This is a genomic window from Paenibacillus tyrphae, assembly GCF_024158745.1.
GTDB lineage: Bacteria > Bacillota > Bacilli > Paenibacillales > NBRC-103111 > Paenibacillus_G > Paenibacillus_G tyrfis_A.
In genome coordinates, this window is the sequence record NZ_JAMZAW010000018.1 from 168,564 (window position 1) to 177,597 (window position 9,034).

General features: G+C 50.3%; 10 protein-coding genes and 2 tRNA genes. 2 read left to right on the top strand and 10 right to left on the bottom strand.

Annotated features, from left to right (window positions below; all coding sequences use genetic code 11):
- The first annotated feature begins 9 nt into the window (after window positions 1-9).
- Window positions 10-82 (top strand) — tRNA-Arg (locus NI000_RS25210).
- A 68-nt stretch (window positions 83-150) separates the two neighbouring features.
- Window positions 151-366: a hypothetical protein gene (locus tag NI000_RS25215; protein ID WP_253414127.1), complete on the top strand. Its 216-nt coding sequence runs from the start codon at window positions 151-153 to the stop codon at window positions 364-366.
- A 54-nt stretch (window positions 367-420) separates the two neighbouring features.
- On the opposite strand, the gene map is transcribed toward NI000_RS25215, so the two are convergent.
- The 10 genes from map to guaB all read right to left on the bottom strand — a co-directional run bounded on the left by map (window position 421) and on the right by guaB (window position 8,890).
- Window positions 421-1,164 (bottom strand): type I methionyl aminopeptidase, encoded by a 744-nt coding sequence (gene map / locus NI000_RS25220; RefSeq protein WP_253414128.1) that lies wholly within the window; start codon window positions 1,162-1,164, stop codon window positions 421-423.
- A 515-nt stretch (window positions 1,165-1,679) separates the two neighbouring features.
- On the bottom strand, window positions 1,680-1,823 hold the full coding sequence (locus NI000_RS25225; protein WP_253414129.1) for a small acid-soluble spore protein P: 144 nt from the start codon (window positions 1,821-1,823) through the stop codon (window positions 1,680-1,682).
- 17 nt (window positions 1,824-1,840) lie between these two features.
- Entirely contained in the window at window positions 1,841-2,020 is a 180-nt protein-coding gene (locus NI000_RS25230; protein WP_253414130.1) for a hypothetical protein, read from the bottom strand.
- 19 nt (window positions 2,021-2,039) lie between these two features.
- Window positions 2,040-2,387: a hypothetical protein gene (locus NI000_RS25235; RefSeq protein WP_253414131.1), complete on the bottom strand. Its 348-nt coding sequence runs from the start codon at window positions 2,385-2,387 to the stop codon at window positions 2,040-2,042.
- Window positions 2,388-2,966: 579 nt separating this feature from the next.
- A tRNA-Ser gene (locus NI000_RS25240) sits at window positions 2,967-3,056 on the bottom strand.
- Between the two features lie 47 nt (window positions 3,057-3,103).
- Window positions 3,104-4,384, bottom strand: coding sequence for a serine--tRNA ligase (serS, locus tag NI000_RS25245; RefSeq protein WP_253414132.1), 1,281 nt, complete (start codon window positions 4,382-4,384; stop codon window positions 3,104-3,106).
- Window positions 4,378-4,968 (bottom strand): pyridoxal 5'-phosphate synthase glutaminase subunit PdxT, encoded by a 591-nt coding sequence (gene pdxT, locus NI000_RS25250; RefSeq protein ID WP_253414133.1) that lies wholly within the window; start codon window positions 4,966-4,968, stop codon window positions 4,378-4,380. Before pdxT ends, serS begins: the two co-directional genes overlap by 7 nt.
- A 40-nt stretch (window positions 4,969-5,008) precedes the next feature.
- Window positions 5,009-5,890 carry a pyridoxal 5'-phosphate synthase lyase subunit PdxS gene (gene pdxS, locus NI000_RS25255; RefSeq protein ID WP_025850316.1) on the bottom strand — a complete coding sequence of 294 codons (882 nt, stop codon included), beginning with the start codon at window positions 5,888-5,890 and terminating at the stop codon, window positions 5,009-5,011.
- Window positions 5,891-6,010: 120 nt separating this feature from the next.
- Window positions 6,011-7,357: a D-alanyl-D-alanine carboxypeptidase family protein gene (locus NI000_RS25260; RefSeq protein WP_309247928.1), complete on the bottom strand. Its 1,347-nt coding sequence runs from the start codon at window positions 7,355-7,357 to the stop codon at window positions 6,011-6,013.
- Window positions 7,358-7,432: 75 nt separating this feature from the next.
- Window positions 7,433-8,890 carry an IMP dehydrogenase gene (gene guaB, locus NI000_RS25265; RefSeq protein WP_253414135.1) on the bottom strand — a complete coding sequence of 486 codons (1,458 nt, stop codon included), beginning with the start codon at window positions 8,888-8,890 and terminating at the stop codon, window positions 7,433-7,435.
- Between the last annotated feature and the right edge of the window lie 144 nt (window positions 8,891-9,034).

The following is a 9,034-nucleotide window of genomic DNA, read 5'->3' on the forward strand; positions in this document are numbered from 1 at the left end:
TTGAATCAAGTCCCCGTAGCTCAACAGGATAGAGCAGTCCTCTCCTAAAGGACCGATAGAGGTTCGAGTCCTCTCGGGGACGTATATATACTTTTGTATGATCCGATGACAGCAAAGTAGAGGCCCTGAAGTGCAGGGGGCCTCTTTTTTATGCGCGCACATGCGTGCATTAAAAAACGTCCCTCTTGCCATACTAGCGTTGAGGTGATGCCGATGGTCAGCAGGAACGATTCGGACGAAGAGATTTACATTTTCAACAACGAAGCGATTAACGATGTCAAGCCGGACGCCACCGGCGAACTGGGCTCTTCGAAACGGACGAATGTCTCTGAAACGCCAAAAAACCAACCAATTGAGCAAGCTTGACAACGGCCAAGAGCCCGCAGTACGATTTCGTTTCGTACCGCAGGCTCTTGTTCTTCATTCGGTTAAAATGAGCGGACCGTCCCGGGTAATGGCAACCGTATGCTCGAATTGCGCCGATAGGCTGCCGTCGTACGTCTTGGCGGTCCAGCCGTCGAAGTCGATAAACATTTCATGCTTCCCAGCGTTGATCATCGGCTCGATCGTGATCACCATGCCCTCCTGCAGCAAAAATCCGCGTCCCGGCTTGCCGACATGCGCAAAGGAAGGTTCTTCATGCATTTCGCGGCCGATGCCGTGTCCGACCAAATCGCGAACGATGGAAAAGCCCGCTTGCTGAGCATGCTGCTGCACCACATGCATGACGTCCCCGATTCGATTGCCGACAATGGCTTTGGGGATGGACATATCCAGGCACTCCTTCGTGACGCGAACCAACCGCTCCGCTTCCTCAGATATTTTTCCGACAGCATACGTACGGCACGAGTCGGCCATCCACCCATCGTAGCTGCAGACAATATCCATCTTTAAGATATCCCCCTCCTGCAGCGGCTCTTCGCTGGGAAAGCCGTGGGCGATGACATCGTTCACGGAAGCGCAGGTGGCGAACGGATATCCTTTGTAACCCTTGGTCACTTGTTTTGCACCATGCTCATTTATGAACCGTTCGGCAAAATCGTTGATTTCAAGCGTCGTCAGCCCGGGACGAACCATCTTGGCGATTTCTTGATGACATTTGGCCAAAACGGCTCCGGCTTTGGCCATTAAAGCAATTTCTTGCGGCGTTTTCAAATGAATCATCAGACCACTCCTCCCTCCGACGATCATTGATTGCGTGCGACGTGGAGGAATCCCGATGCACGGCAGGCAACAGTCGGCTTCAAACTATTTTACGACGATTCCCCGTGTCCTGCCACTCAGGTCAAAATAAGCTTTTGTTCAATTACAAATCCACGCAACGACTTGTGCATTATGACGCAAAAAGTGATTAATATCACGCAAAAAATGCATTCTCTTTTGTTGCGCCCTATGGTAAAATAAGGTTTCAATCACAAAATCGAGGTGGACATGATGCCGGCAAACAGCTGCTATTACATCATTTATGATGAATACTCCATTTCCATTTGTACCATGTTGGACGATGTATGTGATGCGATAGCAGGCGGGTCTTCGTTATACGGATATGCAGATAACGAAGAGATGGCTCACTTGTTATTGAATGAATGCTTTCTTAGGGTGGAGAGAGAAAAAAACAATCTATAACTATGTAGTATAAAAACAACAGCCTCTTACAAAAAGTAAGAGGCTTATTTGTGTTACCCTTCGCCATTATTATGGTGGCTATGGTTTTGATTTTTTACTTTTTTCGAACCGGATAACGGGACATTCGGCTGACGGCTCTCTTCCCGGTTATGCCGGCCGCTTGGAGGGTTGACGGCTTGTGGAATATCTTTAGGCATCGTTAGGCCTTCTCCCTTCAGTCGATATCGGACATCGGCTCATGAGGCGGTTTATCGTGGTTCAGGGCATCCTGGTGCCGATGATCGTTTGTTTGCTGCTGTACTTGTTGAGCTTGATGACTGGTTACCGTCGTTTTGTCCAAATCCTTCACGACATTTTGCAAATTTTTATCGACGCCGCTTTTATTTTGAGTCATGACTTGACCTTCCTCCGTTTTAGCTATGCGTAAAAGCATGAAGCTGCTGGGCACATTCATGGATATGTCTCACATAATCGTCCACAAGCGTTTGAATGACGTCGGTCCGCTCGTCGACAGCCGTCCCTTCCCTCTCGACGTCGACCAGCTCCACCTGCACTTCCCGGGAATCGACATACGTGCATTTAAAATCGAAGCTGTAATTGCTACGTCCGGCTGTCGCGATATGAATCCGAATAACGTTCGCTTCCGCTTCATCTGCCTTCACTTCCGCACGGTCCGAGGCGTTCAGGACGGTCGGCATCGTTCTCGCCCAAGCTTCCGCCAAACGTTGGTTGTCCACTTGCAAGCTGTCCTTTTTGCTCATGAGTCACACCTCCATGGTTGTTAACATGCGAAGTCCGAGACCTTCTTATACCAAGGACGAAGCAGCAAAAATAGCCATCAAAAAAACGACCTCTCGCAAGGTCGTTTTCACATTTTTGAATTATGGCGGAGAGGGTGGGATGCGCCCACTTCGTGGCCGACTGCGATGTATCCCTATCGAAGCTTAGGCTCCGACGAACCTTCGGTTCTCATCCCACCTGCTTGCTCCTCCATACAAAAAACGACCCCTTATTTGGGGTCGTATACTTGTATGTATGGCGGAGAGGGTGGGATGCGCCCACTCCGTGGCCGACTGCGATGTATCCCTATCGAAGCTTAGGCTCCGACGAACCTTCGGTTCTCATCCCACCTGCTTGCTCCACCATACAAAAAACGACCCCTTATTTGGGATCGTATACTTGTATGTATGGCGGAGAGGGTGGGATACGTCCACTTCGTGGCCGACTGCGATGTATCCCTATCGAAGCTTAGGCTCCGACGAACCTTCGGTTCTCATCCCACCTGCTTGCTCCACCATACAAAAAACGACCCCTTATTTGGGGTCATATACTTGTATGTATGGCGGAGAGGGTGGGATTCGAACCCACGGTGCCCTCACGAACACGGCGGTTTTCAAGACCGCTGCCTTAAACCACTCGACCACCTCTCCGGGTGACACCAAGCATTGTATCATAAATCAAAAAGCTTTATCAAGCTCTATTTCTTGCTGATCCGTGTAACATTCCCCATATAAGGCTGCAACACTTCCGGAATCAGCACACTGCCGTCTTCCTGCTGATAATTTTCGAGAATCGCAGCGACCGTCCGGCCTAACGCCAGACCCGATCCGTTCAGCGTGTGAACGAATTCCGGCTTCGCCTTCGCATCGCGGCGGAAGCGGATGTTCGCACGACGCGCCTGGAAATCTTCGAAGTTACTGCACGACGAGATTTCACGGTATGTGTTGCTGCTAGGCAACCACACCTCCAGATCGTACGTCTTCGACGAGGAGAAGCCCAAATCGCCCGTACAAAGCGCCATAACGCGGTATGGAAGCTTCAGGAGCTGCAGCACCTTCTCCGCCTCGCCAGTCAGCTTCTCGAGCTCCTCGTTCGATTGCTCCGGCAGAACCATTTTCACGAGCTCTACCTTGTTGAATTGATGCTGACGAATGAGTCCGCGAGTGTCGCGCCCGGCCGAACCGGCTTCGGAGCGGAAACAAGCGCTGAATGCCACGAAATATTTCGGCAGATCCTCCAGAGCCAAAATGTCGTCCCGATGGTAATTCGTCACTGGCACTTCGGCAGTCGGAATCATGAAATAGTCCGAACCTTCGATCTTGAACACATCTTCTTCGAACTTCGGCAGCTGCCCGGTACCCGTGAGGCTATCGCGGTTTACGAGGTACGGAGGAAGCATTTCCGTATACCCGTGCTCGTCTGCATGCAAGTCCATCATAAAGTTGATCAGAGCCCGCTCCAGACGCGCCCCTAGCCCTTTATAGAACACAAACCGGGAACCCGTAACCTTCGCTGCCGATTCAAAATCCAAAATATCCAGCTCTTGCGCTGTTTCCCAGTGAGGCTTCGGCTCGAACGAAAAAGACGGCACCTCGCCAACCCGGCGAATCTCCACGTTATTCTCTTCCGCACCGCCTACCGGCACGTCCGTTTGCGGCATATTCGGAATCGCCAGAAGGATAGCATCCAGCTCGGCTTCCAGGCCGCGGATTTCCTCATCCAGCGACTTGATACGATCACCGACAACCTTCATCTCTTCGATCAAGTGATCGGCGTTTTCTTTTGCCTTTTTCAGCTGCGCCACTTCTTGCGAAACGACGTTTCTGCGGTTTTTCAATTGTTCCGTTTCTTGCAAAAGCTCCCTGCGCTTCAAATCCAGACTTGTAAAACGGTCCAACTCCTCCAGGTTTTTGCCCCGGTTGGCCATCCCTTGTTTCACTTTGTCCAAATCCGCTCGCAGCAATTTTATATCTAACAAGGAGATCCCTCCTGCTTCGTCTCACGTACCATGTCCAAAAAATAAGCGTGCATTCGTTCATCGTCGGTCAGCTCCGGATGAAACGATGCAGCCAGCAGATGCCCTTGACGGGCTGCAACGATCTGGTCACGGTACGTCGCCAACACGTCCACGCCTTCGCCCACCTGTTCGATCAGAGGCGCACGGATGAATACGGCGCGCACATCCCGATCGATGCCCTTAATATCCAAGTCCGTCTCAAAGCTTTCCCGCTGCCGGCCAAAAGCATTGCGCGCGACTTGAATATCCATCAGCCCAAGGTGAACCTCTTCCTGCCCTGCAATATGCTTTGCGAGCACAATCAGTCCTGCGCATGTGCCGAAAAGCGGCTTGCCCTGCCGCGAAAACTCGCGTAGGGCATCTATGAATTGATAGGTTCGCATCAGCTTGCCGATCGTCGTGCTCTCGCCGCCCGGAATAATGATTCCGTCGATCTCTGCCAGCTGTTCCGTCCGCTTCACCGCGACGCCAGTGCCGCCGGCTTTTTCGATCATGCGGATATGCTCGGCTACGGCGCCCTGCAGCGCCAAAACACCTATGTTCATCTCTCTATACCTTCTTCCCGAGAAACAAGCTCCAGCCGGCTTACCAGCCGCGCTCCTGCATCCGTTCGGATACATGCAGCTTGGAAATTTCAATCCCCTTCATCGGCGTACCGAGATTTTTGGAAATATTGGCAATCAGTTCATAATCTGTGTAATGTGTCGTAGCCTCAACAATTGCTTTCGCGAATTTCTCCGGATTTTCCGATTTGAAAATACCCGAGCCTACAAACACGCCGTCGGAGCCCAAATGCATCATGAGCGCTGCATCCGCAGGAGTCGCTACACCGCCGGCTGCAAAGTTGACGACCGGCAATTTTCCGGTTTCATGTACTTGCAGCAGCAGCTCGTAAGGAGCGCCCAAGTTTTTGGCTTCCGCCATCAGCTCGTCCTTCGACAAGCTTTGGATTTTGCGAATTTGGCCCGTAATCATACGCATATGACGAACGGCTTCAACAATGTTGCCTGTTCCCGGCTCGCCCTTTGTACGGATCATCGAAGCACCTTCACCGATCCGGCGAAGCGCCTCGCCGAGGTCTCTTGCACCGCACACGAACGGTACCGTAAATTCTTTTTTATTGATATGGAACACTTCATCGGCAGGAGTCAATACTTCGCTCTCGTCGATGTAGTCCACGCCCATCGATTCGAGTACTTTGGCTTCAACAAAATGTCCGATACGCGCCTTGGCCATAACCGGAATGGAAACAACTTTCATGACTTCTTCCACGATGGTAGGGTCGGCCATCCGGGCTACGCCGCCAGCCGCGCGAATATCTGATGGAACTCTTTCCAAAGCCATAACGGCAGAAGCGCCCGCAGCTTCAGCAATGCGTGCTTGCTCTGCGCTCATGACGTCCATTATGACGCCGCCTTTTTGCATTTCGGCCATACCTTTTTTAACGCGGGATGTACCTGTTTCCATATCCGATTCCTCCTGGGAACATATCGTTAATATTACTTCCAGCCACATGAAATTAGGACAAACTACTAAAAAATTATTTTACAGCAAGCGCTTCAAATTAACAACCCGTTTGCCTTGATTTTATCCCTTTTTGGCGCCGCTGAACAGATCGACGAAGAAGTCTTTAATCGCCCGGAAAAACAACCGGAACCAACTGCCCTTCTCCACTTCCTCCGAGGCAACCAGGCTGACCGGATACTCTTTACCGCCATACGTCACTTTCACCGTTCCGAGCTCTTGCCCTTGCGCGATTGGCGCAACAAGTTTGCTTTCATCCGCCAGCGGCTCCGCCGTGATTTGAAATTGCTCTTTAGGTGTGCCTTTTTTCGCGATAATTTTCAGTTCCGATTTCGTAACGACTGGAACTTCCGTAGCCACGCCTTTTTTAATATTGACTGTTTTCAGCTTTTCTATTTCCTGCTTCGCATTCAGCACCGGTACGAATTCGAAATTCGTAAAGCCGTAGTCGAGCACTTTGCGCGTTTCGATAAAGCGGTCCGGTTCCTTAGGCGCTCCCATAACGACGCTGATTAACCGCATTCCGTTACGTTCGGCCGTACCTGTGAAGCAATATTTAGCTTCGTTGGTGCTCCCTGTTTTTAACCCATCCAGTCCCTGATAAGCGTACTTCTTGAAGTTGGCATTGTCCTTGTTTCCTTCGAGCATCCAGTTCCAGTTAATCATCGGAGATTTATCCTTCTCGCGGAACTTTCTGGACGGAGTCGCCGTGTATTTCAATACTTCCTTATGATCCTTAATAATATTATAAGCGATAAGAGCGGCATCTCTCGCCGTCAGCATCGTCTCGCCTTGCACTTCGGTAGGCGCATATTTCCCCATATCCGCTCTGGGCAGGCCGGTTGCATTTATAAAATGAGCCTTGTCCGAAAGGCCAAATTCTTTAGCCTTCGCGTTCATCATCTTGGCGAAATTTTCTTCTGTTCCGGCAATTCTCTCCGCTAACGCCACCGAAGCGTCATTGGCCGAATAAATCGACATCGCGGCAAACATGTCATCTACCGTAGCTTGTTCGTTCAAAGCCAGCAGACCACCGGAACCGATGACATCAGCTGCATTGGGAGTAGTCGTGATCAATTCGGTTTCACTAAGCTTTTTGTTTTTAATTTCATCCATCACCAAGTATTCAGTCATCATCTTCGCCATACTAGCAGGAGGAAATGCCTCATCCGCATTCATTTCATATAAGACTTGCCCGGTACTCGCTTCCATGAGAATCGCAGATCTGACGTTGAGTTTCAAATCTACCGGGGCATCCGCTGCCAGTACGGACGCGGATTGTACCAGAACAAGAGTGGCGTTCAGCAAAAGAGTGGCAGCTACGATCGAACAAATGCGTTTTACTTTAAAAAACAACCAACTCACTCCTAAAAAAAATTTTATAAAATAACGTACGTTTAATTGTACCACAAGCTTCTTTCGCTTTACAAAAGCAAAACGGAAGCCCCAGGCTTCCGTTCTTTGTTGCACGACCCGTTCGTTGAACTACAACGAATAGTTCGGCGCTTCTTTTGTTATTTGAACGTCATGCGGATGGCTTTCCCGAAGACCTGCCCCCGTGATGCGGATGAAGGACGTTTCGTTGATGAGCGTCTGAATATCTTTTGCCCCGCAGTAGCCCATCCCGGAACGCAGTCCGCCAACCAACTGATAAAGCGTATCGGCCAACGGTCCTTTGTATGCAACCCGGCCCTCGATCCCTTCCGGTACAAGCTTGCTTTCGTTTTCTTGGAAATAACGGTCTTTGCTGCCTTCTTTCATAGCGCCAATCGACCCCATTCCCCGATAAACCTTATAGCGGCGGCCTTGGAAAATCTCCGATTCGCCCGGGCTCTCTTCCGTACCGGCGAATAAGCTGCCCATCATGACCGCGCTCGCACCGGCTGCGATTGCTTTGACCACGTCACCGGAATATTTAATACCGCCATCGGCAATGATCGGTACATTGTACTGCCGCGCAACCGTCGCACAATCGTAAATCGCCGTAATTTGCGGTACGCCAATACCTGCGATGACCCGCGTCGTACAAATGGAGCCTGGTCCGATTCCGACCTTCACCATGCTTGCTCCGGCCTCGATCAGATCTTTCGTCGCTTCACCAGTCGCCACATTGCCCGCGCAAATTGGCAGGTCTGGGTACTGCTCGCGAATTTTGCGGACGGTATTAATAATATTGATATGGTGCCCGTGCGCCGAGTCAACGACGATCAAGTCCGCGCCGGCTTCGACCAGAGCTGCCGTACGCTCCATGACATCCTTGGATACGCCTACCGCAGCGCCCGCCAGCAGACGGCCTTGTTTGTCCTTTGCCGAGTTCGGGAACTGAATGGCTTTCTCGATATCCTTGATCGTAATCAGGCCCTTAAGAATCCCATTCTCGTCGACCAGAGGAAGCTTCTCGATCTTATGCCGCTGCAAAATGCCTTCCGCTTGTTGAAGCGTCGTACCGACAGGAGCCGTGACGAGATTTTCTTTGGTCATGACTTCTTTAATTTTGATCGAATAATCATGAACGAAGCGCAAATCCCGATTTGTTAAAATACCGACAAGCTTATTGTTCTCGTCGCAAATCGGCACGCCGGAAATCCGATATTTTGCCATCAACTCTTCGGCATCATAGACATGATGCTCTGGAGTAAGGGAGAACGGATTGGTGATTACGCCGCTTTCCGAACGCTTTACACGATCCACTTCCTCCGCTTGCTGCGCAATCGTCATATTCTTGTGGATGACCCCGATTCCGCCTTCTCGAGCGATAGCGATTGCCAAAGCCGATTCCGTTACCGTATCCATAGCCGAGCTTACAAAAGGAATGTTCAGATTGATGTGGTTTGTCAATTTTGTCGATATGTCGATTTCCTTACCGAACACATCCGATTTTCTCGGTACCAGCAATACATCGTCAAATGTCAAACCTTCTTTGGCAAACTTAGTCTCCCACACAAAAATAATCCTCCTTATTTTATTACATGCTGTACATGCCGCAAGATATTAATTGCAATCTTATCAAAAGCCCATTTTTAGTGTCAAGCAAAAAGTCATGAAGTTTCCATGGCAATTTGTTATTAGTATGCCAATTTCCAAAAC

Coding starts and splice junctions, on each gene's coding strand:
- NI000_RS25215 (WP_253414127.1), top strand. CDS start 151: ATGCGCGCACATGCGTGCATTAAAAAACGTCCCTCTTGCCATACTAGC.
- map (WP_253414128.1), bottom strand. CDS start 1,164: ATGATTCATTTGAAAACGCCGCAAGAAATTGCTTTAATGGCCAAAGCC.
- NI000_RS25225 (WP_253414129.1), bottom strand. CDS start 1,823: ATGCCTAAAGATATTCCACAAGCCGTCAACCCTCCAAGCGGCCGGCAT.
- NI000_RS25230 (WP_253414130.1), bottom strand. CDS start 2,020: ATGACTCAAAATAAAAGCGGCGTCGATAAAAATTTGCAAAATGTCGTG.
- NI000_RS25235 (WP_253414131.1), bottom strand. CDS start 2,387: ATGAGCAAAAAGGACAGCTTGCAAGTGGACAACCAACGTTTGGCGGAA.
- pdxT (WP_253414133.1), bottom strand. CDS start 4,968: ATGAACATAGGTGTTTTGGCGCTGCAGGGCGCCGTAGCCGAGCATATC.
- pdxS (WP_025850316.1), bottom strand. CDS start 5,890: ATGGAAACAGGTACATCCCGCGTTAAAAAAGGTATGGCCGAAATGCAA.